Here is a 25,085-nt window from a genome sequence, read left to right on the forward strand (position 1 = left end):
CACGAACTGAGGCAGATCAGTGCGTTTCGCCCTGGACCGATAGGTCACGTGCGCCAAGTGCGACCAGACGATGTCTGACGTCGGTCTCAACACCCTCACTGACCCACACTGAGGCCAGGGCAGCTTTGAGAGCCGGCACTCGTGCAGCGGTCTGCTCCACTTCATTGATCACGCTGGCGCCATGACCGCGATGCGACAACAGATCCTCTAACGGACCAGCCCCGACCCAGTCGAGTTCCTCAGGCACCGCGGCCGCCGCTGCGGCGAGCACTGCGAGCACCTCAACCACTCCAGGCTCCGCGGTGCGCGTCATCTCGTCGATGAACGTGCCAGCGGGTCCGGTCGATTCGGAACGTGACTCGATCAACCAATCGTCTGCCCAGGTCCGACGGGACCGCCACCGCGTCACGGCGCCGAGGACGTCAACGACCTCCACAGAACCGTTGCGGAGACATCGCGCTGACATTGGGCAAGGCTCTCACTTCGGCGCTGACGTCTGCAGCGCATTTCGACCTGGCCGCGGCAGATCAGCGCGTTTGCGTGCAGCGAGTGGGAGGCTTCGATCATGGGAGGTAGCCGGGGTTTGGAAGCTCGTATGGCCGCGATGCAGGCAGCGGCTGAGCGGGTCGTCAAGGATCGACGTCGCATGAGTCGTGCGGACGCCGAAGACATTGTTCGGATGGAGTTCGAACGCCGTGGGGTCGAACTTCCAAACGATTCCGTTGAGCGGATCGCGCTGATGTTTCACAGGTCACCGGCATGGCCGTTTCTGCACCCTTTGAAGGCGCGCCGCGAGCGACGCCGGTGGGCCGTACAGGCGCAACTTGCGGCCGATGAGTGCAACCGTCCGCCTGCGGACGGCCCGACCGTCCGGTCCCAACCGCCGCGGTCGTAAACGGCCCGAGTCTTGCCGGTCGCGGCAGATCCGATCATTGTTCGCAGGAACGGCCGGCAAGTGGCACGGTCGCGGTCGGCTCCTCAGAGAGTGGCACATTTGCGTGCCACTCTCGCTCTTCGCGACGCGCTCATCGGCGGATTCGCGATCATCCGGGCGGACGTTAACGCTCCCACCAGGTGCGTTCCGCCTTGACCCACTCGCGCCCAGCGACCACTTCAATCGGGATTCGGCGCAGCCGAAGGATCACCACGACAGTCAAGATCCAGGTGAGCCATAGAAAGAACGCTCCCATCAGGACTCCGAAGATCACGGCGAAGAACGGGCCTGATCCACCCGCAGAGTCGATGATCCAGGCAGTGAGCCCGCTCAGGGAGCCGGCGCCAAGCAGGTAAACCAGCTGACCGACGCCGACGCGGCCCCGTTGGGCGCCGCGCACCCAACCGCGACAGGCAGTCCGGATCAGCCACGCTTGTACGTTCCTGGCTCCATGATCACACCCGGCACCTGCCGCCCGATCTCGGCACGATCGTGAGCCAGCAGCGGCAGATGAGGGCACTTCGCAGCTCGCCTAAGTCGGCGTCGGTCCCGGCTCTATGACGGACCCCACTGGTTTGCTGTTTTGCGTCCGCACTTGTCGCCGTTCAGTCGGCAGTTCGCGTAATTTGCATCGAGGTACTTCATCTCGTCGATAAACATCGGCGCCGGGTAGTTGAACGTCGATCGTGCGATGCCGAGGTAGTAAGTCCCGTCCGGCTCCAGCAATTGCGCGTAGAACGAGTAGTAGGTCTGGCCGTTCGGTCCGCTCGCCGGCACGATTCCCTTCATCTGCTGCAGTTGGCTGGGCAGAACTCCAGCGGTGACAACGCCTGGCTCCATGTTGGCCACAGGTTTGGCAGGCACGCCGAGGCTGGACTCCACGCGCGCAACCGTCTGTGCGAACGCAAGCCCCTTTGCTGCCGTGGGGAATTTGATGGCAACGGTGTCAATGTCAAGGACATAGTCGCCTTTCGGGTTGATCTCCTCCTTGAAGGTCAGTCGGTAGTCGACCCGAGCGGCACTGTCGCCCCCATTCGAGGCGAGTGCTGCCGAGAACGCACCCGAGGGTTTCAACACCTTTTCGACATCCGCGATGCTCAAGACTCCCTGCTGCGTCCCAGTCGTGACGGAAACGACCGCATCCGTATTGGGTGGCGGCATGTGACCGAACGACGTTTCGGACTGCAGCACTGGCAACGTGGCCAGAAGGCGTTCGCCTTCACTGTGGGCGCCTGCGCCGCTCGCTGAGCATGCCGAGACCAGCGCTATCGACGCGAGCGTGGTCGCAATGGCTCGAAGGCCCATGGATGGGAATCTAGTCGCGCGGCGCGAGTCCGCGGAAGGCACGCCTGCCGACTCGCCTGGCACCTAGCGCATCTGATCGGGACGAGTGATGACCGTACTCATCTCGACAGAGAGTGCGCTTCCGCACTATTCCGCGCGCGAGGGCAAACCTCAGACGACCAAACCACCCAATCGCCGCAGCTCCGCAGCAGCCTGCGTCACTACGCGATCGATCAGTTCCTCACACGTGGGTAGGTCGTTGATTATGCCGACCACCTGCCCAGAGGCGAGGACGCCGGCAGAAGGGTCGCCTTCGACGAGGCCGGCCTTGAGCATCACCGGGGTGTTCGCGGCGAGCGCCATCTGACCGAGCGAGCGGCCGGAGGCGTGCTTCATGGCACGACCATCGGCGGCCATCTGGCGCCAGGACATCCCGGCTTCCTTCTTGAAGGCCAGGGTGCGGCGTACGGTCGGGCCCAGTCGTTTGAGCGCGGAGGATTCCTCGACCGAGTCGACCAAGGGCGTACGCAGCATCCGGTGGGGCATGCCGTCGACCTTCGCGGTGACGACCGTGCCGTCGAGGCCGGCTTCGAGGTAGCGCTGCTTGACCGCTTCGGGGACGGTGGAGTCGGCGGTCAGCAGGAAGCGCGTACCCATGCCGACACCGGCCGCGCCGTAGGCCAGGGCGGCGGCGAGCCCGCGACCGTCGAAGAAGCCGCCCGCTGCGATGACCGGGATGTCGACGGCGTCGAGCACGCTCGGGAGCAGCAGGGTCGTCGGGACGGCGCCGGTGTGGCCGCCGCCTTCGCCGCCCTGGAGCATCACGGCGTCGGCACCCCACGAGGCGACCTTCTCGGCATGCCGTGCCGCGCCGATCGAGGGGATGACGACGATGCCGTGATCCTTGAGCCGAGCGATCAGGTCCTGCTTCGGCGCCAGCGCGAACGACGCCACCTTCACGCCGTACTTGATGAGCAGTTCGCAGCGGTCGAGAGCGTCGCCGGCGTCGGCCCGCAGGTTCACGCCGAACGGCGCGTCCGTACGCTCCTTGACCTCGACGATCGCCTTCTCGAGTTCGGCCAGCGACATCGTCGCTGACGCCAGGATGCCGAGACCACCGGCGCGTGCGGTGCCGGTGACCAGGCGCGGCCCGGCGACCCAGCCCATGCCGGTCTGCACGACCGGGTGCTTGATCCCGACGAGTTCCGTCAGGGGAGTACGCAGCATCTGCTCGATCATGGGTTCGGTACCTCTCGCTCGCGCAGACCCCGCGGGTCGAGCATCTCCCGGATCAACATGAGCTCGCCGACGGACGGCTCGCGCGTGGTCGGCACGTCGCCCGACACATGGATCTCGAACGCTGACGCGGCCTGGACGTCCTCGACCGTGACGCCCGGGTGCAGCGACAGCAGCCGCACGGTGTCATCGGGACCGCCGACGTCGTAGACGCCGAGATCGGTGACGATCCGGTGGATGTCGTTGTACTTGGCGGCCGCCGGTCCGGCTTCGCGAGCGAGTTTCGGGCCGACGCCGGTGACGACGTCGACCTTCTCGACGAACACGCGCGAGGACTGCTTCGGCACCCAGTACGACGTGCGGTTGTTGACCGTGTTGCCGGGGGCACCGCGCGAGCCGAGGAGCTGCCTTTTCGGCTGCTCGAACGGACCGATCGCGGAGATGTTCTGGTTGCCGTGACGGTCCACCTGGGTCGCTCCCATCATCACGTGACGCTTGCCGTACGCGACCACGTCGAAGACCCGGCGGAACGGGATCCAGCCCTCGACGACATCGCCCTTGGCGTACAACGGCGGCACGCCGGCGAGGAACAACGACTCTCCGTCGCTGATCGCCAGATCGGGGTTGGAGGTGAGCTTCGCCAGGCGTACGCCGAGCATCGGCATGGTGCCCATGGGGGAGCCGAAGATCTCGCCGTCGTCCTTGAAGGCGTCCGCGATGGCGGCGGCGCAGATCTCTGCGCGGGTCACGTCTGTCATGCCTGCTCCTTCGTGAACTCAGCGACGGCTGCCTGGTACGCGGCCTCGTCGCCGCTGAGGAAGCGCGCCTTGAACGCGGCCCAGTCCTCCGGGTCCGCGGTCGAGGCGGCGTAGTGCTTCTGGAACTTCTCGTCGCGCTCGTAGTCGGGCGTACACGTCGTGAAGTGCGCCCCGTTCGGGGTCTCGACGACGCCGGTGACCATCGTGCGGTGCAGGAGTACGCGCTGCACCGGGGTGTCGACCGTGAGTCCGGCGGTGTCGACGATCTGCTCGCACGACACGTACGCGCGGTCGGCGGCCATGCAGAACAGGTCATCGAAGTACGGGTCCGGGCCGAGATAGCTGGCGTTCCCGTGCACGTCGGCGCGGTTCAGGTGCACCATAGCGACGTCCAGCTTGAGCGCCGGGACCGCGACGAACTCCTCGTGATCGCCGTTCGCGTCCGCGTACGGGCTCTTCACGAGCTTGAGCTCGGGGTTGTTGCGAAGCACATCCGACCCGAGCCCGGCCCGCATCGGCAGGAACGGAAGGCGCTGCGCAGCCGCCTGCAGCCCGGTGTTGAACATCCCCTCGTCCCACTCGTGGATGACCGGGATCGTGCGGTTCTGGCGAGCCTGCTGGAACAGCGGCTCCAATGGGATCGAGTCCAGCGAGACGAAGGCGTACGTCAGCGACCTGATCTTGCCGGCCTCGGCCAACAGGCCGACGTCCGCGCCGCCCCAGCTGACGATGTCGAGGTCCTTGAGGTCCGATCGCAGGATGGCGCGTACGAGGGCCATCGGCTTGCGCCGCGGGCCCCACCCGCCGATGCCGATCGTCATGCCGTCGCGGAGTTCGGCGACGACCTGGTCGATCGTCATCTCCTTGTTGCTGGGCTTGCTCACTTCTGTCCTGCCTTGTTGGTTCCAGCGCTGTGTGCACTCTTTGCCGTTCCGGCAAAGGCGTCACGGAGCTCGTCCGAGACGCCGGCGAGGTTGAGTTCGAAGGTGAAGCCCTGCTCGAACCGGTAGCTCTTGTTGACGTCCACCGGCTCGATGCCGTTGAGCGCCTCCTTCGCCGCGCGGATCACCCGGGTGTCCTTGTCGGCGATGTCGCGGGCGACCTCGAGCGCGGTGTCGAGGAGCTGGTCCTGGGGGACCAGTCGGTAGACCGAGCCGAAGCGGTGCAGATCAGCGGCGGAGATGGTCTTCGCGGTGAAGTAGAGCGCGCGCATCATCTGCTGGGGGACCAGGCGAGCCATGTGGGTGGCTGCGCCGAGAGCGCCCTGCTTGACCTCGGGGACGCCGAAGTACGCGTCCTCGCTCGCGACCACGATGTCGGCGTTGCCGACCAGGCCGACGCCTCCGCCGATGCAGAATCCGTTGACCGCGGCGATCACCGGGACGCTGCACTCGTACACAGCCTTGAAGGCGGCGTAGCAGCCCTTGTTGGCACCGATCAGCGCGTCGAACCCGGTGGTGTGCTGCATCTCCTTGATGTCGACGCCGGCGTTGAAGCCCTTGCCCTCGGCCCGCAGGATGACGACCTTGGTCGCCATGTCCTTGCTGGCCTCGTCGAGCGCAGTAGCGACATCGAACCAGCCCTGGACGGTGAGGGCATTGACGGGCGGGTGCGCCATCGTGATGACGCGGATGCCGTCGTCGCGAAGCTCGCTGGTGATCGCCATGGGAAGCCTTTCCTACGCAACCAAACGTTTGCTTGGTACTGTATCAGGCATGGCTCTCACCCTGGACCTGTCCGGCACGGTCGTGCTCGTGACCGGCGGCTCCCGCGGCATCGGTCGCGGCATCGCCTCCGCCTTCCTGGAGGCGGGCGCCACCGTGGTGACGTGCGGGCGATCGGAAGCCGAGCCGCGCGAGGGCGTACGCCACATCCTCTGCGACGTGCGCGACCCTGAGTCCGTCGAGGCGATGGTCGCGACGATCCTCGCCGAGTACGGCCGCCTCGACGTCCTGGTCAACAACGCCGGCGGCGCACCGTCGACGGATGCAGCCACCGCGTCGCCGCGATTCCACGACAAGATCATCGGCCTCAACCTCAACGCGCCGCTGCTGGTCGCACAGGTCGCCAACCGGGCCATGCGGGCCACCGGCGGCGGCTCGATCATCAACATCACCTCGATCAGCGCACATCGCCCGGCGCCGACGATTGCCGCGTACGCCGCCGCGAAGGCGGGTCTGGAGTCGCTCACCAAGTCGTTGGCGATGGAATGGGGCCCGGCAGTCCGGGTGAACTCGATCGAGGTCGGGTTGTGCCGGACCGAGCAGACCGACGACCACTACGGCTCGGACGAGCGCGTGGCGAGGATCGAAGCGACCATCCCGCTCGGTCGGATGGCTCGGCCGGACGAAGTCGGCAACGTGGCCGTGTTCCTCGCCAGCGACCTGGCTTCGTACGTCAGTGGTGCCAGCGTCGGCTGCCACGGCGGTGGCGAGCCCCCCGTGTTTCTGCACATCTCCTGAACCTGTTCCTGAAACCCCATCACTGAGGAGTACGCCGTTGTCCGGACTGTTGGAAGGCCGCATCGCCATCGTCACCGGCGCAGGCCGCGGCATCGGTCGCGCCCATGCGCTGGAACTCGCCCGGCAGGGCGCCAAGCTCGTCATCAACGATTTCGGCGTGACGAACAACGGCGAGAAGTCGGACTCCCCGGCCCACGACGTCGTCGCCGAGATCGAGGCGATGGGCGGCCAGGCCGTGGTCAACGGCGCCGACGTGGCCGACTTCGAGCAGGCCGGTGCGCTGATCCAGCAGGCCATCGACACCTTCGGCGGGCTGGACATCCTCGTCAACAACGCCGGGTTCGTACGCGACCGGATGCTCGTGAACGCGACTGAGGACGAGTGGGACGCCGTGATCCGGGTCCACCTCAAGGGCCACTTCGCAACGCTGCGGCACGCGGCGGCGTACTGGCGTGCGGAGTCCAAGGAGGGCCGCCAGCGGATCGCCCGGGTGATCAACACGACGTCCGGTGCCGGCCTGCAGGGCTCGATCGGGCAGGTCGCGTACTCGGCCGCCAAGGGCGGCATCGCGACGATGACCCTGGTCGCCGCCGCCGAGCTCGGCCGCGTCGGCGTCACCGTCAACGCCCTCGCGCCGGTCGCGAAGACCCGGATGACCGAAGGCGCGTTCGACACCTCCGAGATGGCACTGCCCGAGGACAACTCACCGATCGTCGCCTGGCTCGCCTCCGAGGCGGCCGGGCATGTGACAGGCCGGGTCTTCGAGAGCGACGGCGGCAAGCTCACCCTTGAGGACGGCTGGCGGCACGTGGCCTCGCGCGACAAGGGCTCCCGTTGGGAGACCGCAGAGCTGGGCCCGATTGTCGATGCCCTGATCGCCGAAGCGCCGGCGCCCGAGCCGGTCTACGGGGCCTGAGATGCCCATGGATCCGGCCCTGCGCGACGCCTTCGCGCTGTTCGTACTCGACGGCGATGTGTTGGTGCCGCAGGACATCGCGCGAAGCCTCTGGAAAGCCGATCAGATGCACGGCGTCGCGACCTGCGGAGCGTTGGGTCGGGCCGCCGAGCGAGCGATCGACGAGTTGGGGCGCGGCGATCTGCAGCCTGCCCGCTTCACGGTCGACCTGTTCCGGGCGCCGAGCATGAATCCGTGTACGACGAGGGTCGAGGTCTTGCGGGAAGGCTCCCGGATCGCGGTGCTGGAGGCGTTCCTCGAGCAGGACGGCGAGGACGTCGCCGCCGCACGGGTGCTGTTCCTCAAGCCTGGTGACAGCCCGAGTGGTGAGGTCTGGACCTCGCCGGAGATCCTGACCCCGCCGCCGCTCGAGATCGCACCGCCGACAGACGACCCGCGCCCACCCCACTTCTGCAGCGACACGGGTTGGTCCCAGGACTTCTCCGCCCACCAGAACGCCGGGCGCAAGCAGATGTGGCAGGTCGCGCTCCCGATCGTGGCGGGGGAGGAGACGTCGCCGTTCGCTGGCCTGGCTGGTGCCGCCGACACCACGAGCATGGTGATGAACTGGGGCTCCCAGGGCGTCGAGCACATCAACACCGACGTCACCCTGTCGATCAGTCGGCTCCCGGTCAGCGCGGAAGTAGGGATGGCGGCGCTCACCTGGCACACCAATGACGGCATCGCCACCGGAACGGCCGCCGTCTACGACCGCGAGGGCGTCTTCGGCACCAGTTCGGTGGTCTCGCTGGCGAACACCCGCCGGTCGGTCGACTTCACCTCTGACGCCGTGTTGGGCCACATCGAGTCCGCCTAGCGCCGAACTGTGAGGTTGCAGGCCCGAACCGTGAGGTTCGTACGCCTGCGCGCTAGTCCTTAGGGGCACATTGACGGCCCGAGGTGTGGACGTACGGGCCGCGCCGCCCTCGTACGCTCGAAGTGAGAGCGCGACTGGAGGGAGCCCAGCATGCGCACACGTCACGCCTTGGGCGCTGCCGCAGCAGTGCTTGCATTAGCGGGTGCCGGAGCGGCCAGCCCGACAGTCGCCAGCGCAGCCACCGCGCTCCCGGGCGTGGTGACGGTGATGTCGTCGACGGTGGACGCGTCGGTGGCGGCCAAGAAACTCAGCCACAAGCCGAAGAGCCACAAGCCGAAGCGAGCCAATCACGGGCGCAGCAAGCATGCGACGACGCACGCGGCTGTCCCACCGAAGACTCGTGCATCGACGAGCACGCCACACGCGTCACACGCCAGTGTGGTGGCCCCACGGAGAGTCGTCGGGAGTACGCCGACCACCACGTCGACCTCGCAGCGGATCGGCCCGAAACCGGTCCCGGACGTCCTTCAGCAGGTGGCCACCGCAGTGCAGGACGCGTTCAGCCTCTTCGGATGGAACCTGCTCGCGCTGATCCCGATCGCCGGCATCGCGATCGCCATCTCGCGTCAGATGAAGTCGCCGCGCGGGCCGGGTTCGAATCGATCCGGATCCCGGGTTTCCGCATCCCGGTGAACGAGAAGGGCCGAGACGGGAACGTGTCCCATCTCGGCCCTGCAAACCTCACGGTTCGGCCCTGCAAACCTCACGGTTCGGCGATCAGCGGATCCCGAACTTCCGCATCAGCTTGAGCGACAGAGTCGTCTGCTTCGCGTACGCGTCGTAGGTCTGGGTGCCCTGCGGCCCCATGACCTGCTTCTTCAGGACGGCGATGTTCTGCGCATCGGTGTACTTCAACAACCCCTGGTCACCGTGACGAGCACCGACGCCGGAGTTCTTCAGGCCACCCGACGGAGTCCCCTTCGAGGCGTACGCCGTGGCGAGGATGTCGTTGATGTTCACGTTGCCCGAGTCGATCCGGCGCGCGACTGACATGGCGTTGTCGACGTCCTGACCCCAGACGGAGGCGTTGAGGCCGTAGTCGGTGTCGTTGGCGAGCGCGATCGCCTCGTCGACGGTCGAGTACCGGTGCAGACCGACGACCGGACCGAACGTCTCGGTCTTGCCGGCGATCATCTCCGCGGTCACGCCCTCGAGGATCGTCGGCTCGTAGAACGCCGGGCCGAGGTCGGGGCGTGCGCGACCGCCGGTGAGCACAACAGCACCCTTGGCAACCGCGTCGTCGACGTGGGAGGCGACCCGATCCTTGTGATCGGGGGAGACCAACGACCCGATCTCCGGGCCGAAGTCGTACGTCGCATCGATCCGCAACGCCTTGGTGGCAGCCACGAACTTGTCGCGGAACTCCTCGTACACCGAGTCATGGATGTAGAGCCGCTCGATGTGCATGCAGATCTGGCCGGTGTTGCCGAAGGCGCCGAACAGGGCACCCTTGACGGCCTCGTCGATGTTGGCGTCCGGCAGGACGACCATCGGGTTCTTGCCGCCGAGCTCCAGGCAGCAACCGATCAGGTGCTGGCCGGCCAGTTCGCCGATGATCCGACCGGTCGCGGTGGATCCGGTGAACATGACGTAGTCGGCGCTCGCGAGGAACGTCGGACCGACGTCCGGGCCCTCGCCGCATACCATCTGGACCAGGCCGCGCGGGATGCCCGCCTGCTCCAGCAACTCGACACCGAAGAGCGGCGAGAGCGCGGTCTTGTTGTCCGGCTTCACCACGACACCGTTGCCGGCGATCAGCGCCGGGATCGTGTCCGAGATGCCGGTCGCGAACGGGAAGTTCCACGGCGCGATGATGCCGACGACACCTTTGGGCCGACGGACCTCGTTGGAGTACGACAGCACCGGGACGGGGCCAGGTCGCTTCTTGTCGCCCAGGACCTTCGGAGCGCGCTTGATGTAGTGCGAGGTGCCCATGGGGACGTCGCACGACTCCTCGAACGCCATCCGGCGGTTCTTGCCGCTCTCCGCCTGGATGATGTCGGTGATCAGCATCTGGTTCTCGAGGACCAGGGCGTGGAACTTCTTCAGCACCGCCAGCCGACGCTTGAGCGGCCACGAACCCCAGATCTTCTGAGCCTCCCGAGAGGCGTCGAAGGCACCTGCGATGTCCGTCGGTGAGGACTGCGGCAGTTCCGCCAGCACCTCGCCGGTGTAGACCTCGGTCAGCTTCCAGGTCCGGCCGTCGGTCCCCGGGACCCGGGCGACGAGTCGGTCCAGGAAGGCGGGGGTCAGGGTCGACGGGCGCTGGCTCATGCGAGCACCAGCTCTGCGGCCTTCTCGCCGATCATGACCGACGGTGCGTTGGTGTTGCCACCGATGATGCTCGGCATGATCGAGGCGTCGGCGACCCGGAGGCCCTCGATGCCGCGTACTCGCAGGTCCGGCCCGACGACCGCACGTTCGTCCACACCCATCCGGCAGGAGCCGACAGCGTGGTAGATCGACGTCGCGCGGTTGGTGACCTCGGATTTCATCTTCTCCGCGTCGAGCGCGACTCCGGGGTGGATCTCCGACTTGACCCGACCGCCGAGGAGCGGGTTCGTCATGATGTCGCGGATCATCGCCACGCCCTCGAGCAGCACCTTGTGGTCGTCCGGCTCGGAGAGGTAGTTGAAGTCGATCAGCGGGGCTGCCGTCGGGTCGGCCGAAGCCAACCGCAGGGTGCCACGGCTCTTCGGGTAGATCAGCGAGCTCATCACCGTCAGCGCCGCACGCTTGTCGACCTCGTGACGGATCGGTGCGTCCTGGTTGGGCGACGGGTACGCCCAGGGGAGCACGTGGAGCTGCAGGTCCGGGACGTTCGTCGCCAAGGACGTACGCACGAAGCCCACCGTCTCGAAGACGGTGTTTTCCAGGAACGATCCACCGCGAGTGACCTCGCGGAGCAGGCCGCGGGCGAAGTACGCCGGGGTGCCGTGGTGCTTCGCGGTCGGCATCTCCCACGTGGTCGGGACGAACATGTGGTCGTGGAGGTTGTCGCCGACCGGCAGGTCCTGCACGACCTGGATGCCGAGCGAGCCGAGGTGGCCGGCCGGGCCGATGCCCGAGAGCATCAAGAGCTGCGGCGAGCCGAACGATCCGGCGCTGAGGATGACCTCCGCGGTGGCGCGTACGACGCTGCGACGACCCTTCTTGTCGATCACCTCGACGCCGACGGCGCGGGTGCCCTCGAGGACGACGCGCGCGACCTGGTGCTCGGTGAGCACGCTCAGCGACGGCAGTTCCTGGTCGTGAAGGTACGCGCGTGAGGTCGAGTAGCGAAGACCACCGATCGCGCTCTGCTGGAAGGTGCTCATACCCTCCTGCTCGGCGCCGTTGTAGTCGTCGAGGACCTTGACGTTGAGGGTGTCAGCGGCGGCCTGCTTGAAGACCTGCGAAGCCTCGGTCGGCTGGGTGTGACGGGTGATCTTGACCGGACCGCCGGCGCCGCGGAAGTCGTTCGCGCCGTCCTCGAAGTCCTCGATCCGCTTGTACGTGGCGTTGACGCTGTCGGCGTCCCAGCCGGTGTTGCCCTCGGCCGCCCAGGAGTCGTAGTTGGCGCGGTTGCCGCGGACCCAGAGCAGCCCGTTGATCGAGCTGGAGCCGCCCAGGACTTTGCCGCGCGGCTGGGGCAGCTCACGATTGCGCGCGTTCTCCTGCGGCACCGTGTGGTAGCCCCAGTCGACCGTCTTCTTGAGCTTGGGCTCGGCGTGCATCGGGCCGATCATTCCCGGCTTGGTCACCAGGAAGTTCTTCTTGTCGTTCTTGCCGGCCTCGATGAGGATGACCGACTTGCCTGCCTGAGCCAGCCGTCCGGCGACCGCACAGCCGGCGCTGCCGCCGCCCACGACCACGTACTCGGCCTCGGTCAGGTTGTCATTGCGCGAGTTCACGTTTGTCCTCAGATCCGTTCGATGATCGTGGCGGTTGCCTGCGCGCCACCGGCGCACATGGAGATGAGCGCGGTGGAGCCGTCCGTACGCTCCAGTTCGTGCAGGGCGGTGGTCAGCAGGCGGGTGCCTGTCGAACCGACCGGGTGGCCGAGCGCGATCGCGCCGCCACTGACGTTGTACTTGTCCTCAGGGACGTTGTGCTGCTGTGCCCATGACATCACGACACCGGCGAAGGCCTCGTTGACCTCGAACACGTCGATGTCGGCGATGCTGCGACCGCTGTCGGCGAGCGCCTTGGCGGTCGCCTGGACCGGTCCGTCGAGGTGGTAGTACGGGTCGGCGCCGACCAGGCAGCTGGTGATGATCCGGGCCCGCGGGGTGAGCCCCAGCGAGCGAGCGAGGTCCTCGTCCATGAGGAGCAGGGCAGAGGCGCCGTCGGAGATCTGCGAGGCGGTGCCGGCGGTGTGCGTACCCCCCTCGAGCACGGGGGCGAGCGAGGCGAGCTTCTCAAGGGACGTCTCGCGAATGCCCTGATCTGAGTCCACCAGACGAGTCTCGCCGGTCGGGTTGCCTTCGTCATCCAGTACGGGCGCTTCGAGGGCGAAGATCTCGCGGCGGAACCGACCCTCGGCCTGAGCCGCGGCGGCACGCTGCTGTGAGCGGAGCCCGAAGGCGTCGACGTCCTCGCGGGTGAAGCCGCGGTCGCGGACGATCCGGTCGGCACCGAGGAACTGGTCCGGGAGGTCGATCGACCAGTCGGCCGGCCTGGGGGAGCCGAGTCCCTTCGGCACGTTGCCGCCCAGCGGCACCCGGCTCATCGACTCGACGCCGCACGCGACGCCGGCCTTGATCGCGCCACCGGCGATCATCGCGTTGATCAGGTGGGTTGCCTGCTGCGCGCTGGAGCACTGGGCGTCGATCACGGTCGAGCCGGTGTGGTTCGGCAGGCCTGCGTGCATCCACGCACGACGCACCATGTTGTTGGACTGCTCGCCGGCCTGCGTGACGCAACCGCCGATCACCTGGTCGATCAGATCGGCGTCGATACCGGAGCGCTTGAGCACCTCGGTCTGGGCGGCGCCGAGCAGGACGGCGGGGTGAATTCCGGACAACCAACCGCGGCGTTTGCCCTGTGGTGTGCGTACTGCTTCAACGATGACGGGGGTGCCCATGGAAAAAAAGTAGAACACGTTCTCATTTTGGGCAAGTATCCCCTTCCGAAACGGCGATCCGCATGGCACCATCAACTAGAACGTGTTACAGATTTCGGAGGCTTCCGTGACCGCAGTACCTACTTTGCCCGTCGGCTTCGACCCGACCGACCCCGAACTCAACGAGGCGGGCGTCCCGCTGAACGAGTTCCTCGAGATGCGACAGGCCGCACCGGTCTTCTGGGTGGAGCAGCCTGAGGAGTCGCGCGCCGGGATGGAGGGCGGCAGCGGCTACTGGGCTCTCTCGAGCCACGCCGACGTCGCCGCGGTCTCCAAGAACGACGCCGAGTTCGTCACCAGTGAGAACACGGCGATCATCCGGTTCGGTCCGGACATGACTCGTGATCAGCTTGAGCTCCAGCGCGTCATGCTGATCAACCAGGACGGCCAGGAGCACCACGCGACTCGGCGCATCATCAGCCGTGGCTTCACGCCGCGGTCGATCATGGACCTCGAGCCGCGTCTGATCGAGCGGGCGCACAAGATCGTCGACGACGCGCTGGCGAACGGCGAGGGTGACTTCGTCGAGCAGGTCGCCTCCGAGCTGCCGCTGCAGGCGATCGCCGAGCTCCTCGGTGTGCCCCAGGAGGACCGTCGCAAGCTCTTCCAGTGGTCGAACGAGATGCTCTCCTACGACGACCCCGAGTTCGACGCCGACCCCGAGGCAGCCTCGATCGAGATTCTCACGTACGCGATGGAACTCGCCGAGAAGCGCAAGGTCGACCCGCAGGACGACATCATGACCAAGCTGGTCACCGCCGGTGAGGACGGCGAGATGCTCAGCGCGGACCAGCTCGGCTACTTCGTCATCATGCTGGCTGTGGCCGGCAACGAGACCACCCGCAACGCCATCACCCACGGCATGAACGCCTTCTTCGACAACCCGGACCAGTGGGAGCTCTTCAAGAAGGAGCGCCCGAAGACCGCGGTCGACGAGATCATCCGTTGGGCCACCCCGGTGACGGTTTTCCAGCGCACTGCGACTCGCGACACACAGGTCGGCGGAGTGCCGGTCCAGAAGGGCCAGCGCGTCGGGCTCTTCTACGCTGCAGCGAACCACGACCCGGCGGTCTTCACGAACCCTGGTGAGTTCAACATCCTGCGCGACCCGAACCCGCACGTCGCGTTCGGTGGCCACGGTGCCCACTACTGCGTCGGCGCCAACCTGGCCCGGATGGAGGTCGAGATCATGTTCAACGTGATCGCCGACCGGATGCCGGAGATCCGCAAGCTCAAGGAGCCGCGTCGCCTGCGCAGCGGTTGGATCAACGGAATCAAGGAACTCCAGGTCGCGTACAAGTGACCTGACGCTCAGGTCGCTTGACTAGAGCCTTGGCAAACGGCGCCACCACGCCCGCCCGAACAGGCGGCGCGGGGTCGGCGCCGTTTGTCGTTGTGTGCGCTGCCACTCGGAGCGGCTCAGCAACCGACCGGCAGCACGCTCACGGGCGACGCACGCCGTGTGAGCGTGGCGACGCCGGTCCCGGTCGCCCTCGGGGAAGAGCAAGGTATTCGGGTTCATTGCCAGGAGTTGGCGATGGCAGATCGGGCAGACGTACGTCTTCGGCTGCCGTGACTGGGCCGGCCTGGTCTCGTACCAACGCGCCTGCCCCGTCATGGGGGCTCCCTACGCCAGCGCCTTCTCGATCTCGGCGCGCAGCTTCTCTGGTGTGGTCGTCGGGCCGTACCGGCCGATGACCTGACCGTCGCGGCCGATCAGGAACTTGGTGAAGTTCCACTTGATCGCGCCGCTGAGCAGGCCGCCCTTCTGCTTCTTCAGCCATTGGAAGATCGGGTGTGCGTCGGCCCCGTTGACGTCGATCTTGGCGAACATCGGGAACGTCACGCCGTAGTTCCTCGTGCAGAACGCGCCGATCGAGTCCTCGTCGCCCGGCTCCTGGTGACCGAACTGGTCGCAGGGGAATCCGAGGACCGCAAGGCCGCGGTCGGCGTACGCCTCGTGAAGAGTCTGCAAGCCCTCGTACTGCCCGGTGAAGGCGCATTTGGAGGCCGTGTTGACGACGAGGACGACCTGGTCGTCGAAGTCGGCGAGGTCGACCGGCTCGCCGGCGAGGGAGGTGGCTTTGAAATCCGAGAGTCCGGTCACCTTGCCAGTCTGACACTGTCCCGGAAACGACAGCGGGCCGGGCGGACTCACGCGTCTGAGATTCGGGCTTGACCTTGACGCTGCGTCAGGGTTCCACGCTTGTCCACATGAGCACACAGCATGCGATTGAGACGAGAGCCCTGCAGCACTCGTACGCGGAGAAGCCCATCCTGAGTGGCCTCGATCTCGTCGTCCCGACAGGATCGGTGTACGCCCTCCTCGGGCCGAACGGCGCCGGCAAGACGACCACGGTCCGCATCCTCGCGACCCTGTTGCGTCCGACCGGCGGCTCGGCGTTCGTCGGGGGCCACGACGTACGCCGCGACCCGGAGTCGGTCCGGCGGCTGATCGGCGTCACCGGTCAGTTCTCCGCGATCGATGATCTGATGACGGGCCGCCAGCAACTCGGTCTTGTCGCCGATCTGGTCCGGGTGGCGAGGGCCGATCGGCGGACCCGGGTCGATGACCTGGTCGACGTCTTCGGGCTGGGCGACGTCGTCGACGCCAAGGCCGCGACGTACTCGGGCGGTCAGAAGCGGAAGCTCGATCTGGCGATGACGCTGATCGCCTCGCCCGCCGTTGTCTTCCTCGACGAACCGACCACTGGCCTGGACCCACGGTCCCGGCGGGACCTGTGGCAGGTCGTACGCCAGCGGGTCTCTGCGGGCACGACGGTGCTTCTCACCACCCAGTACCTCGATGAGGCCGACGCACTCGCCGATCGGGTGGGCGTCCTGGACGGCGGCGTACTCGTCGCCGAAGGCACTCCCGCCGAACTGAAATCGGAGGTCGGCGGATCGCTCGACGACGTCTTCCTCCACCTCACCGACAAGCTCACTGACAGCGAGGACGCACGATGATGGCAAACACTGCGGTCCGCGACACCGCCATCCTGTTCCGACGTCGTTTGCTGCACCTCGCCGCGTACCCGTCGATGACGCTGATGCTGATCGGCATGCCGCTGATCTTCATGTTCCTGTTCGTGTACGTCTTCGGCGGCACGATGGGCGCGGGCATCGCAGGGATGCATCTCTCCGCAGCGACGAGTCGGTCGCAGTACTTGAGGTACATCTTCCCGGCGATCATCGTGATGACCGTTGCGGCGACGGCGCAGGGGACAGCCATCGGGATCTCGATGGACATGACCCGGGGGATCGTCGACCGCCTGCGTACGCTCCCCATCGCTCGGTCAGCCGTGCTCACTGCGCACGCTCTGGGCGCGCTCGTGCAGACCGTGATCAGCACGGTCGTCGTACTCGCGATCGCCCTGGTGCTGGGCTATCGGACCTCAGCCGGGTTGGGGTCGTGGGTCCTGATCGTCCTGGTGACGCTCGCCTTCTCGCTGGCGCTGACGTGGCTCACGATCGGCCTCGGGTTGGCGGCGCGGACGGTCGAGACGGCCAGCAACACCCCGATGTTCCTGACGCTGTTGCCGTTCCTCAGCAGTGGCTTCGTCCCCACTGACTCGATGGGACCGTTCCTGCGGTTCGTCGCGCAGAACCAGCCCTTCACGCCGATCGTCGACTCGCTGCGCGGGCTGCTGGATGGGCACACCCCGTCGACCTCGACGCTGGTGGCCGCCTTCGCCTGGTGTGCGGGGATCTGTCTGCTGAGCTTCCTGTGGTCGACACGCCTGTACGCCCGGCGCAGCGCCACGGTCGCCGCGTGAGTGACAGGCTGAGCTCGTGCTGACCATCTCGCAGGTCGCGAAGTTCGCCGGGGTGACGGTCCGCGCTGTGCGCCACTATCACCAGCGCGGCCTGCTCGCGGAGCCGCCACGGGACGCGTCGGGCTACCGACGGTACGACACCCAGGACGCGATCGATCTGGTGAAGATCCGGACCCTCAGCGAGGCAGGGGTGCCGTTGGCACGCGTACGCGAGTTGATGCATGCGGAGTCGGACGAGTTCGGTGACGCGATGCGGGAGATCGACGAGTCGTTGCGCGTACAGATCAAACGGCTGGAGGAGCACCGACGCCAGGTGCGTCGGTTGGCTGGGGGAGAGGATCTCGGGCTGCCCGATGTCGTCGTGGCGTTCATCGCCCGAATGCGCGAGGCGGGCATCGGCGAGGAGACGATCGCGGTGGAGCGGGATGCCTGGTTGATCGTCGCCGCCCACGAACCGGCACGAGCGGAGGAATGGGTGCGGCGCAAGGGCGCGATGTTCGACGACGACCCGGCGTTCATTGCGGTCTATCGAGCGCTGTCGGAGGCTGCCGGGTGGTCGGTGGATGATCCGCGGCTGCCGGCGCTGGCGGATCAGCTCCTGGGGTATGCGATGCACCAGGACGTCAAGGAGTCGGACGAGATCCTCGACCCGGCACTGTTGAAGATGTTGAACGACCGCACCGCCGAGGCGATCCCGACGTGGAAGGTGCTCAACGACTTGGTGTTGGAGCGGATGGTGGAGGGCGGTCCGGCGGCCGGTATCGGCTGAGATCGTTCTCGCTGGGAGTCGTTTGGCCGCCGGTTCTGTCGGTGGTCGTCTGTAAATTTATGGCAACAAGGAGGAGTTGCCATGGCCGACACGCACCACACCCATCCGGTGTTGGCGTGCGTACGCGGCCTCGACTCCGCCTTGGCAGACATTGCCGATCTGGATCCGCTGTTCATGCCGACGCCCGAGAAGGCGACGGCGCTGATGACCTTGTCGAGGGTGTTGACTGCTGCGGCAGCGCTGCACGCACGGTTGCTGGCCAGTGCCAGCGATGTTGCGTTCGAGCATGGAGCGCGTGATGCGGCGGGGTGGCTTGCTGCTGAGGAGTACGGCGACTACCGGTCGGTCCGCCGTTCTCTCGAGTTCGGTCGTTCGCTGCAGTCCGCCCCGTTGGCGTCCGCGGCTCTGGCCGACGGGCGGCTCGGAATGGACAAGGCGCTGGTCATCATCCGGGCCGTCGACGGGCTCCCCGCAGAAGTCAGTGACGAACTCCGTGACCGGGCGGAGGCGACGTTGGTGGAGCAGGCGGCGGAGTTGTCTCCGAAGGCGTTGGCTCGGGTGGCGCGGCATCTGGAGGCGGTGGTGGATCCGGAGGCTGTTGATGCGGCGGAGGCGAAGGCATTGCTGCGTGAGGAACGGTCGGCGTGGGAGAAGACGAGCCTGCGGATCCTGGATCGGTTCGACGGGACGGCACGGATCACCGGTGTCCTCCCTGCAGCGTCGGCACAGCGGTTGCGGACGTACTTGGAGGCGCATGCTCAACCCCGCAAGCATGACGGGGAACATGCACGGGCCGATCAGCTGGCGGGGCGGGCGTTCTGCGATTTGTTGGAGCGCATCAGTCCGGACGTGTTGCCGAAGCATGGTGGTGACGCGACCACCGTCATGGTGATGGTGCCGCTGGCCGATCTGCGTGCCGAGCTCGGTGGCGCCTCTATCGGCGGGCTGGACTCGGATCAGCGGATCAGCGCGGCGGAGGCACGCCGGTTGGCGTGCACGGCCGAGATCATCCCGGTGGTTTTGGGGTCGAAGTCACAGGTTCTGGACCTCGGTCGTGGTCAGCGTCTCTTCACGCCCGCGCAGCGCAAGGCCTTACGTACCCGACACTCCACGTGCCAGGTCGAAGGCTGTGATGTCCCCTCGACGTGGTGCGATGCCCACCACGAAGACCCGTGGTCCCGCGGGGGCCGCACCGATCTGCGGAACGCACTGTTGGTCTGCGGGCATCACCATCGAAGACTCCACGACGCCCGCTACCTCGCATCGCGGGCCGGCGATCGGATCCACGTGCAGCTGAGGAGGTGACAGGCAGTGCACTGGTCCCGCGCCGGACCCAGCAGAGGGCGGCCCCGGTGTACGGGACCGCCCTCCGAATCAGCGATTCAGTCGCCCTTGACGTTCACGATCTGTCGCAGTGTGTGCCGGATCTCGACCAGGTCGACGGCGTCCGCCATCACCTGATCGATGTCCTTGTACGCCGCCGGGATCTCGTCGATGAACGCGCTGGTGTCGCGGTACTCGATGCCCTGCATTGCCTCACGCAGGTCGTCCTGGGTGAATGCGCGCCGGGCAGCCGACCGGGAGTAGTTCCGGCCGGCACCGTGCGGTGCCGAGTTCAGCGAGAGCGCGTTGCCCAGACCAGAGACCACGTACGACGCCGTGCCCATCGATCCCGGGATCAGACCGGCTCGGCCGACCTCGGCGTTGATCGCGCCCTTGCGGGAGAGCCACACGTCCTTGCCGAAGTGGTGCTCCTGCTCGGTGTAGTTGTGGTGGCAGTTGATCTCCTCCAGCCGATCCACCTCCCCGCCGACCCACTCGGAGAACTGCCGGACCACCCGGTCCATCATCTCCTCGCGGTTGAGCAACGCGTACCGCTGCGCCCATCGCATCTCGCGGATGTACGCCCAGAACTCGTCGGTGCCCTCGACCAGGTACGCCAGGTCGCGGTCCGGCAACTGGATCCACCACTTCGCGCACAGGTCCTGCGCAACCTTGATGTGCTTCTGCGCGATCCGGTTGCCGACGCCACGGGATCCGGAGTGAAGGAACAGCCACACCTGGTCGGTCTCGTCGACGGTCACCTCGATGAAGTGATTGCCGGAACCGAGCGTGCCCAACTGGAGGTCCCACCGCTTCGCGTACGCACCGGGCTCGAACTCCGCCTGCTCGGCGAGTGTCGTCAGCTCGGCCAGGCGCTCCTCGGTGTGGGCGCGGCTGATCTTGTTGTTCGACGCGCCGGCCGAGAGCGGGACGGCCCGCTCGATCGCCTGCCGAAGCGGTCGACGATCAGACGGCAGATCGCGCGCTGCGTACTGCGTACGCACGGCGATCATGCCGCAGCCGATGTCGACTCCGACGGCGGCCGGGATGATCGCGCCGAGTGTCGGGATCACCGAACCAACGGTCGCGCCGAGGCCCAGGTGGGCGTCCGGCATCAAGGCCACGTGCGGGTGGATGAACGGCATCGTCGCCGTCGTCATGGCCTGCTCGCGGGTCTTGTCCTCCAGGATCGACGCCCAGTTCTTGAGCGTCTTCGTGACGTTCTCCATCGTCCTTTCCTCGTGTGTGCGTGGCCGCCTCGTGAGCGGCACCAGATGAGCGGCCCGGGATCGCCGGGCCGTCGACAAGGGTGTCGGAGTACGCGTCGCGGAGGCAACGGGTTTTCCCGGATCGGGCCGCCCGAGGGGCGCCGTTGCGGACGATCAGTCGGTTGAGCGCAGTCGCCGGTCGCCGTACGCGAAGACCCCACTGACGGCCGCCAGCAGCGCAATCACGAGGACGCCGTTGAGCGCAATGCGGCCGTACCCGAGCACATCAACATCGGTGAACGGGTACGGGTACCAGTGCACGGCCGCGCCGCGGATCAGCGTGTACGCGATCCACAGCACCGGAAAGGCCAAGGAGAGCAGCACGGTCCGGCGATCGATCCGCGGTCGCGGACCGAAGAGGAACCAGCCGATGACGATCATGATCGGCACCACGTAATGGACGATCGAGTTCACCAGGATCTCGGTGAAACCGTTCGGCTCGTGGATGTCGGCCAGGATCGCCGAGTAGACGATGCCGGTCACAGCGATTCCGAACAGCGCCGCCAGTCGTACTGCGCGCCAGATCGCTCCGTCGCGATGCGGGTTGAGCGCCAGTGTCAGAGCGGTGAAGCCGCACAGCAGGTTGCTCTGGATCGTGAAGAAGCTGAACACACGGACGATCCGTCCGAAGGCATGGGTGCCTCGGAGCAGCCCGGTGGTCACCTCAGGCGCAGGGCCGTTGGCCCGGATCGCGATGACCATCTGCAGGATGATCGCCACCAGGACCAGTACCGCAATTGAGCCGTGCCACAGACGAGCGACCATGGAGGCACAGTAGCGACACGCGGCTCACCCGCGCCGCAGGCGGAGCGGGCTATCGTGAAACCGTGAACGCCGAGGGCTGGTACGTCGATCCGTTCGGTACGCATGCCGACCGCTGGTTCTCCGACGGCACTCCGACGAAGCTGGTCAGGGACGGGACCGTCACGTCGTACGACGCGCCGCCCTCGACCGAGTACGACGGAACCTTGCAGCCGTCAGCGGACGCCGAGCCGACCGACGGCGCCGACCTCATCCGGGCCGACTCGCCCAACCCCACACCCGACTACGGCCGAGCGGCCATGGAGGTCTGGGACCAGACGGCCGGCCTCATCTGAGGCAGCCGGTCAGCGTGTGATCAGGCCGGGACTTCGGCCCCGACGACCCAGGTCGCGAAGAACTGCGAGCCGCCGCCGTACGCATGACCGAGTGCCTTGCGCGCACCATCGACCTGGTGTTCGCCGGCCATCCCGCGGACCTGCATCGCAGCCTCTGCGAACCGCAGCATGCCGGAGGCACCGATCGGGTTCGAGGACAGGACGCCGCCGGACATGTTGACCGGGATCCGTCCACCGATGGCGGTCTCGCCGGCCTCGGTGAGTTTCCACCCGGTGCCCTGATCGGCGAAGCCGAGGTTCTCCATCCACATCGGCTCGAACCACGAGAACGGGACGTAGATCTCCGCGCAGTCGATCTCGTCGATCGGCGAGGTGATCCCGGCCTGCTTCCACAGGGCTGCGGCGGCCGCCTGACCGGCGAGAGGGTTGACCTGGTCGCGACCCGACGCCGTGGTCGGCTCGGAACGCATCGCAGTCGCGTGGATCCACGCCGGGTTCGAGTACGCCTTCGCGGTGTCCTCGTCAGCGATCACCAGCGCGCAGGCGCCGTCCGAGGACGGGCAGGTCTCGTCGTACCGGATCGGGTCCCACAGCATCTGCGACGCCAGCACCGTCTCGACCGTCGTGCCCTCGTTGTGCAGGTGCGCGTACGGGTTCTTCAGTGCGTTCTGGCGGTCCTTCGCCGCCACCATCGCGCCGATGTGAGTGGGCGCTCCGGAGCGCCGGATGTAGGCGCGTACGTGCGGGGCGAAGTAGCCGCCGGCGCCGGCGTGCACCGGCATGATGAACGGGACCGGCACCGACAGTGCCCACATCGCATTCGACTCGGACTGCTTTTCGAACGCGACCGTCAGGACGCGCTTGTGTACGCCGGCCTGCACCAGCGAGGCAGCCACGATCGCCGTCGAACCGCCGACCGAACCGGCGGTGTGTACGCGCAGGAGCGGCTTGCCGACGGCGCCCAGCGCCTCCGCCATGTACAACTCGGGCATCATCACGCCCTCGAAGAGGTCGGGCGCCTTGCCGACCACGATCGCGTCGATGTCGTCGAAGGTCATGTTGGCGTCAAGAAGCGCCCGGTCGATCGCCTCGCGACACACACCGGCGATCGACAGGTCGTCGCGCTTGGCGCGGTGGTGGGTCTGGCCGATGCCGACCACTGCGGCACGCTGCTTGCTCATCGGTTGGCCTCCATGACGCAGACGAGGTTCTGTTGAAGGGCCGGTCCAGAGGTGGCGTGGCCGAGGGTGCGCTGCGCATCGCCCGACCAGATCTGCTTGGCGGCCTCGCCGATCCGGATCAGGCCGGCGCTGAACATCGGGTTGGCGGTCAGTGCGCCTCCCGAAGGGTTGATGCTGACTGAGTCGTCCAGACCGAGTTCCTTGCGGAGGATCAGTTCCTGGTGACTGAACGGCGCGTGCAGTTCGGCGACGTCGATCGGTGCGCCACCCACGTTGGCCGAGATGGCCGCACGGCGCGCCGAGGGCGACCCCGACAGGTCGCGCGAGCCCAGGTCGGCCTGATCGACCGAGTGCGCGAAACCGCTGATCCAGGCCGGCCGTTCGGCCGTCGTCGGGAGGTGGTCCTTGGCCGCGATGATGATCGCCGCAGCACCGTCCGTGACGGGGGAGCAGTCGTGCTTGTGCAGCGGGTCCGCGTACAGCGGCCGAGCGAGGAGTTCATCGACACCTTCCTTGCCGCTGCGGATCGCGTACGGGTTGTCGGCAGCGTCGGCCAGGGAGCGCTGCGCGACGGCTGCCAGATCCTTTTCGGTCCAGTGGCCGCCCTCAAGTCCGAGGCGCGCCTGGAGTGCGGCGATCGAGACCGTGTCCGGCCACAGCGGCGTCATCGTGTACGGGTCCAGCTGCAGCGCCAACGTGCGGCGCAGGACGCCAGCCGACGACTTGCCGAAGCCGTAGACGAGGGCCGTGTCGACCTCGCCCGTCTGGATCTTGAGCCAAGCCTCGTACAGCGCCCAGGCGGCGTCCATCTCGACATGGGACTCCGCGACGGGCGGGAAGGCGCCGATCGCGTCGACCGCACTGACGAACGAGAACGCCCGGCCGGCGAGGTAGTCGCTGGAGCCGGAGCACCAGAAGCCGATGTCCGACTTCGTCCACCCGGTCTGCTCGAAGAGTTCGGCGAAGATCGGCACCAGCAGTTCGACACAGGTCGGCGACCCCTCGAACTCCTTCATCTGTCGCTGGGCGAAGCCCACGACTGCTACATCACGCATTACAGGTGTCCCTCATAGGTCTCGTACGCCGCGTCGGGTTCACCGTTCGGCTGGAAGTGCAGGATGTTCTCGATGGTGGTGCCCCACTCCTCGCGGGGCTTCCACACGGCCTCCACGCGCATGCCCATCCGGACGTCGTGCGCGTCGATGCCCTGGATCAGGTGCAGGAACGCGATGTCGGCGCCGTCGAGCAGCACGTACGCGGAGACGTACGGCGGCGTGATGCGCTGGCCCAGGAAGGGGACGTTGACGATGCAGAAGGTCGTCACGGTGCCGCTTCCCGCGAGCTCGACCTCATCGGTCGTCGGCACCCCATCGACCGGGCAGGCGCCGCGCGGTGGGACGTAGACCTTGCGACAGACCGGGCAGCGCTGACCGAGGATCCGGCCCTCGGCCATGCCGCGGAAGAACGCGGACTCCTCGGGCGAGGCTGCGTACACGTAGTCCAGCGAGACGGGCGTGATGACGCCGGTGACGCCTTCGGCGGACCCCTCGTCGGCAGAGAACGACTCGCTGTGCTCAGCCGTGTCGGCGGGCTCGAAGCACGCGATGTCGGTGATCGCGCCGACGCGCTCAGCGGCCCACCGGATCCGGACGCGCATACCCGTGTGGATCGCGTCGTTCGACGCGACGTCGACCGCGTGCATGATCGCCGTGTCGGCGCCGTCGAGCTTCACGAGGGCCCAGGCGAACGGGTGGTCCAGGGGCTGGGCCTTGACCGGCTCCGGCACCCAGGTCCAGCTGACGACGGTGCCCTCGGAGGCGACGCCGACGAAGTCGGTGGTCGCTGCGTGGGTGACCGGGTCGAACTCAGGCGGGGGGACCCGCACGACACCGTCGGACGTACGTCCGCCAACGACGTGGCCGTCTCGAAGTCCGGTCAAAAAGTGTCCGATGACTGGTCCTGTGGAGCGCGTGTAATCGAAGGCGACTTCGATCGGCGCTTGCAATGTCCGGGTGCCCATGGCTCAAAAGTGAAACACGTTCTAGTCTTGGGTTCAAGCAC

General features: G+C 67.0%; 26 protein-coding genes. 10 read left to right on the forward strand and 16 right to left on the reverse strand.

Annotation, left to right across the window (positions count from 1 at the left end; translation table 11 throughout):
- Nucleotides 1-16: 16 nt before the first annotated feature.
- The 7 genes from KCTC_RS13685 to KCTC_RS13715 form a co-directional block, all read right to left on the reverse strand.
- A complete protein-coding gene (locus KCTC_RS13685) occupies nt 17-289 on the reverse strand; it encodes a DUF6869 domain-containing protein (protein ID WP_125569770.1) in 273 nt (90 codons plus the stop codon).
- 769 nt (nt 290-1,058) lie between these two features.
- Nucleotides 1,059-1,334, reverse strand: a complete 276-nt coding sequence (locus KCTC_RS13690) for a hypothetical protein (RefSeq protein ID WP_125569771.1) — start codon at nt 1,332-1,334, stop codon at nt 1,059-1,061.
- A gap of 155 nt (nt 1,335-1,489) precedes the next feature.
- A complete protein-coding gene (locus KCTC_RS13695; protein ID WP_125569772.1) occupies nt 1,490-2,239 on the reverse strand; it encodes a hypothetical protein in 750 nt (249 codons plus the stop codon).
- 150 nt (nt 2,240-2,389) lie between these two features.
- Nucleotides 2,390-3,457 (reverse strand): NAD(P)H-dependent flavin oxidoreductase, encoded by a 1,068-nt coding sequence (locus KCTC_RS13700; protein WP_174233052.1) that lies wholly within the window; start codon nt 3,455-3,457, stop codon nt 2,390-2,392.
- The gene (locus KCTC_RS13705) at nt 3,454-4,212 is read right to left on the reverse strand and encodes a CoA-transferase subunit beta (protein ID WP_125569773.1); all 759 of its coding nucleotides are present in this window, start codon (nt 4,210-4,212) and stop codon (nt 3,454-3,456) included. Before KCTC_RS13705 ends, KCTC_RS13700 begins: the two co-directional genes overlap by 4 nt.
- On the reverse strand, nt 4,209-5,096 hold the full coding sequence (locus KCTC_RS13710; RefSeq protein WP_231998754.1) for a CoA transferase subunit A: 888 nt from the start codon (nt 5,094-5,096) through the stop codon (nt 4,209-4,211). Before KCTC_RS13710 ends, KCTC_RS13705 begins: the two co-directional genes overlap by 4 nt.
- A complete protein-coding gene (locus KCTC_RS13715) occupies nt 5,093-5,878 on the reverse strand; it encodes an enoyl-CoA hydratase family protein (protein ID WP_125569774.1) in 786 nt (261 codons plus the stop codon). The genes KCTC_RS13710 and KCTC_RS13715 overlap by 4 nt, the downstream gene beginning before the upstream one ends.
- Before the next feature lie 49 nt (nt 5,879-5,927).
- Between KCTC_RS13715 and KCTC_RS13720 the strand changes: the two genes are divergently transcribed.
- The 4 genes from KCTC_RS13720 to KCTC_RS13735 all read left to right on the forward strand — a co-directional run bounded on the left by KCTC_RS13720 (nt 5,928) and on the right by KCTC_RS13735 (nt 9,139).
- Nucleotides 5,928-6,674: an SDR family oxidoreductase gene (locus tag KCTC_RS13720; protein ID WP_125569775.1), complete on the forward strand. Its 747-nt coding sequence runs from the start codon at nt 5,928-5,930 to the stop codon at nt 6,672-6,674.
- Nucleotides 6,675-6,711: 37 nt separating this feature from the next.
- Complete coding sequence (locus KCTC_RS13725; RefSeq protein WP_125569776.1) at nt 6,712-7,590, forward strand: SDR family oxidoreductase; 879 nt, start codon at nt 6,712-6,714, stop codon at nt 7,588-7,590.
- A 1-nt stretch (nt 7,591) separates the two neighbouring features.
- Nucleotides 7,592-8,446: a thioesterase family protein gene (locus KCTC_RS13730; RefSeq protein ID WP_231998755.1), complete on the forward strand. Its 855-nt coding sequence runs from the start codon at nt 7,592-7,594 to the stop codon at nt 8,444-8,446.
- Nucleotides 8,447-8,596: 150 nt separating this feature from the next.
- Nucleotides 8,597-9,139 carry a hypothetical protein gene (locus tag KCTC_RS13735; protein ID WP_125569777.1) on the forward strand — a complete coding sequence of 181 codons (543 nt, stop codon included), beginning with the start codon at nt 8,597-8,599 and terminating at the stop codon, nt 9,137-9,139.
- Nucleotides 9,140-9,223: 84 nt separating this feature from the next.
- Here KCTC_RS13735 and KCTC_RS13740 read toward each other — a convergent pair whose 3' ends face one another.
- Genes KCTC_RS13740 through KCTC_RS13750 form a run of 3 tightly spaced genes read right to left on the reverse strand, consistent with a single transcriptional unit; the run spans nt 9,224 to nt 13,571 of the window.
- Nucleotides 9,224-10,780 (reverse strand): succinic semialdehyde dehydrogenase, encoded by a 1,557-nt coding sequence (locus KCTC_RS13740; protein WP_125569778.1) that lies wholly within the window; start codon nt 10,778-10,780, stop codon nt 9,224-9,226.
- Nucleotides 10,777-12,399, reverse strand: coding sequence for a GMC family oxidoreductase (locus KCTC_RS13745; RefSeq protein WP_125569779.1), 1,623 nt, complete (start codon nt 12,397-12,399; stop codon nt 10,777-10,779). The genes KCTC_RS13740 and KCTC_RS13745 overlap by 4 nt, the downstream gene beginning before the upstream one ends.
- Before the next feature lie 8 nt (nt 12,400-12,407).
- Nucleotides 12,408-13,571: a steroid 3-ketoacyl-CoA thiolase gene (locus tag KCTC_RS13750; protein WP_125569780.1), complete on the reverse strand. Its 1,164-nt coding sequence runs from the start codon at nt 13,569-13,571 to the stop codon at nt 12,408-12,410.
- Nucleotides 13,572-13,677: 106 nt separating this feature from the next.
- On the opposite strand from KCTC_RS13750, the gene KCTC_RS13755 reads away from it, so the two are divergent.
- Nucleotides 13,678-14,913, forward strand: coding sequence for a cytochrome P450 (locus tag KCTC_RS13755; RefSeq protein WP_231998756.1), 1,236 nt, complete (start codon nt 13,678-13,680; stop codon nt 14,911-14,913).
- Between the two features lie 324 nt (nt 14,914-15,237).
- Here the strand turns inward: KCTC_RS13755 and KCTC_RS13760 are convergent, their stop codons facing one another.
- Entirely contained in the window at nt 15,238-15,717 is a 480-nt protein-coding gene (locus KCTC_RS13760; protein ID WP_125569781.1) for a glutathione peroxidase, read from the reverse strand.
- Between the two features lie 107 nt (nt 15,718-15,824).
- On the opposite strand from KCTC_RS13760, the gene KCTC_RS13765 reads away from it, so the two are divergent.
- From KCTC_RS13765 to KCTC_RS13780, 4 genes are all read left to right on the forward strand, one after another.
- Entirely contained in the window at nt 15,825-16,577 is a 753-nt protein-coding gene (locus KCTC_RS13765) for an ABC transporter ATP-binding protein (protein ID WP_125569782.1), read from the forward strand.
- Complete coding sequence (locus KCTC_RS13770) at nt 16,577-17,386, forward strand: ABC transporter permease (protein ID WP_125569783.1); 810 nt, start codon at nt 16,577-16,579, stop codon at nt 17,384-17,386. The genes KCTC_RS13765 and KCTC_RS13770 overlap by 1 nt, the downstream gene beginning before the upstream one ends.
- A gap of 16 nt (nt 17,387-17,402) precedes the next feature.
- Complete coding sequence (locus KCTC_RS13775; protein ID WP_125569784.1) at nt 17,403-18,155, forward strand: MerR family transcriptional regulator; 753 nt, start codon at nt 17,403-17,405, stop codon at nt 18,153-18,155.
- An 81-nt stretch (nt 18,156-18,236) separates the two neighbouring features.
- Nucleotides 18,237-19,460: an HNH endonuclease signature motif containing protein gene (locus tag KCTC_RS13780; RefSeq protein WP_125569785.1), complete on the forward strand. Its 1,224-nt coding sequence runs from the start codon at nt 18,237-18,239 to the stop codon at nt 19,458-19,460.
- A gap of 77 nt (nt 19,461-19,537) precedes the next feature.
- Here KCTC_RS13780 and KCTC_RS13785 read toward each other — a convergent pair whose 3' ends face one another.
- Together KCTC_RS13785 and KCTC_RS13790 are read right to left on the reverse strand one after the other, a co-directional pair.
- A complete protein-coding gene (locus KCTC_RS13785) occupies nt 19,538-20,707 on the reverse strand; it encodes an RtcB family protein (protein WP_125569786.1) in 1,170 nt (389 codons plus the stop codon).
- A gap of 153 nt (nt 20,708-20,860) precedes the next feature.
- The gene (locus KCTC_RS13790) at nt 20,861-21,511 is read right to left on the reverse strand and encodes a Pr6Pr family membrane protein (RefSeq protein ID WP_125569787.1); all 651 of its coding nucleotides are present in this window, start codon (nt 21,509-21,511) and stop codon (nt 20,861-20,863) included.
- 62 nt (nt 21,512-21,573) lie between these two features.
- Here KCTC_RS13790 and KCTC_RS13795 point away from each other — a divergent pair, with 62 nt between their 5' ends.
- The gene (locus KCTC_RS13795; RefSeq protein ID WP_125569788.1) at nt 21,574-21,843 is read left to right on the forward strand and encodes a hypothetical protein; all 270 of its coding nucleotides are present in this window, start codon (nt 21,574-21,576) and stop codon (nt 21,841-21,843) included.
- A 20-nt stretch (nt 21,844-21,863) separates the two neighbouring features.
- On the opposite strand, the gene KCTC_RS13800 is transcribed toward KCTC_RS13795, so the two are convergent.
- Genes KCTC_RS13800 through KCTC_RS13810 form a run of 3 tightly spaced genes read right to left on the reverse strand, consistent with a single transcriptional unit; the run spans nt 21,864 to nt 24,963 of the window.
- Complete coding sequence (locus KCTC_RS13800; RefSeq protein ID WP_125569789.1) at nt 21,864-23,024, reverse strand: thiolase domain-containing protein; 1,161 nt, start codon at nt 23,022-23,024, stop codon at nt 21,864-21,866.
- The gene (locus KCTC_RS13805) at nt 23,021-24,079 is read right to left on the reverse strand and encodes a thiolase domain-containing protein (RefSeq protein WP_125569790.1); all 1,059 of its coding nucleotides are present in this window, start codon (nt 24,077-24,079) and stop codon (nt 23,021-23,023) included. Before KCTC_RS13805 ends, KCTC_RS13800 begins: the two co-directional genes overlap by 4 nt.
- Nucleotides 24,079-24,963, reverse strand: a complete 885-nt coding sequence (locus KCTC_RS13810; protein WP_231998757.1) for a Zn-ribbon domain-containing OB-fold protein — start codon at nt 24,961-24,963, stop codon at nt 24,079-24,081. The genes KCTC_RS13805 and KCTC_RS13810 overlap by 1 nt, the downstream gene beginning before the upstream one ends.
- Nucleotides 24,964-25,085 lie beyond the last annotated feature (122 nt).

The sequence above is a fragment of the Nocardioides baekrokdamisoli genome, from assembly GCF_003945325.1.
Classification (GTDB): domain Bacteria; phylum Actinomycetota; class Actinomycetes; order Propionibacteriales; family Nocardioidaceae; genus Nocardioides; species Nocardioides baekrokdamisoli.

Excerpts from the sequence above, each read along its gene's own strand:
- KCTC_RS13770 (WP_125569783.1), top strand. The coding sequence starts at position 16,577 with ATGGCAAACACTGCGGTCCGCGACACCGCCATCCTGTTCCGACGTCGT.
- KCTC_RS13715 (WP_125569774.1), bottom strand. The coding sequence starts at position 5,878 with ATGGCGATCACCAGCGAGCTTCGCGACGACGGCATCCGCGTCATCACG.
- KCTC_RS13700 (WP_174233052.1), bottom strand. The coding sequence starts at position 3,457 with ATGATCGAGCAGATGCTGCGTACTCCCCTGACGGAACTCGTCGGGATC.
- KCTC_RS13805 (WP_125569790.1), bottom strand. The coding sequence starts at position 24,079 with ATGCGTGATGTAGCAGTCGTGGGCTTCGCCCAGCGACAGATGAAGGAG.
- KCTC_RS13785 (WP_125569786.1), bottom strand. The coding sequence starts at position 20,707 with ATGGAGAACGTCACGAAGACGCTCAAGAACTGGGCGTCGATCCTGGAG.
- KCTC_RS13695 (WP_125569772.1), bottom strand. The coding sequence starts at position 2,239 with ATGGGCCTTCGAGCCATTGCGACCACGCTCGCGTCGATAGCGCTGGTC.
- KCTC_RS13780 (WP_125569785.1), top strand. The coding sequence starts at position 18,237 with ATGGCCGACACGCACCACACCCATCCGGTGTTGGCGTGCGTACGCGGC.
- KCTC_RS13800 (WP_125569789.1), bottom strand. The coding sequence starts at position 23,024 with ATGAGCAAGCAGCGTGCCGCAGTGGTCGGCATCGGCCAGACCCACCAC.
- KCTC_RS13730 (WP_231998755.1), top strand. The coding sequence starts at position 7,592 with ATGCCCATGGATCCGGCCCTGCGCGACGCCTTCGCGCTGTTCGTACTC.
- KCTC_RS13750 (WP_125569780.1), bottom strand. The coding sequence starts at position 13,571 with ATGGGCACCCCCGTCATCGTTGAAGCAGTACGCACACCACAGGGCAAA.
- KCTC_RS13765 (WP_125569782.1), top strand. The coding sequence starts at position 15,825 with ATGAGCACACAGCATGCGATTGAGACGAGAGCCCTGCAGCACTCGTAC.
- KCTC_RS13735 (WP_125569777.1), top strand. The coding sequence starts at position 8,597 with ATGCGCACACGTCACGCCTTGGGCGCTGCCGCAGCAGTGCTTGCATTA.
- KCTC_RS13705 (WP_125569773.1), bottom strand. The coding sequence starts at position 4,212 with ATGACAGACGTGACCCGCGCAGAGATCTGCGCCGCCGCCATCGCGGAC.
- KCTC_RS13740 (WP_125569778.1), bottom strand. The coding sequence starts at position 10,780 with ATGAGCCAGCGCCCGTCGACCCTGACCCCCGCCTTCCTGGACCGACTC.
- KCTC_RS13790 (WP_125569787.1), bottom strand. The coding sequence starts at position 21,511 with ATGGTCGCTCGTCTGTGGCACGGCTCAATTGCGGTACTGGTCCTGGTG.
- KCTC_RS13720 (WP_125569775.1), top strand. The coding sequence starts at position 5,928 with ATGGCTCTCACCCTGGACCTGTCCGGCACGGTCGTGCTCGTGACCGGC.